Origin of the sequence: Fulvivirga sp. M361 (assembly GCF_007097395.1) — a bacterium.
GTDB lineage: Bacteria > Bacteroidota > Bacteroidia > Cytophagales > Cyclobacteriaceae > Fulvivirga.
Map to the genome: position 1 here is coordinate 1 of NZ_VKDC01000146.1, position 249 is coordinate 249.

Sequence of the window (249 nt, forward strand, 5' to 3'; positions counted from 1 at the left end):
TTAAACATTGATTATTGGTTGTCTTTGTGGCGTTGGGCAGAGATGGAGTGCTTCAGCGGTGCACTATTGCCGTGGGCGCGTGCTGTTTTATACTTTTGGTATGCGGCGTTACGGTTTTTAGATGCCGCAGTGTTATTTTCGGGAGTGGCAAAATGCTTTTTTCATCTGGCTTTGTGCTTTTTGGGTGCCGCAGTGTTATTTCCAGGTACGGCGGAATGATTTTAGTGTACGTCTTTGTCATATTTTAAT

At 44.2% G+C, this 249-nt stretch carries 1 protein-coding gene; it reads left to right on the plus strand.

The window, feature by feature from the left end; genetic code table 11:
- Window positions 1–219 (plus strand): hypothetical protein (locus FNH22_RS32545; RefSeq protein WP_221420404.1); only part of this gene is annotated, 219 nt, incomplete at its 5' end.
- Window positions 220–249: the final 30 nt, after the last annotated feature.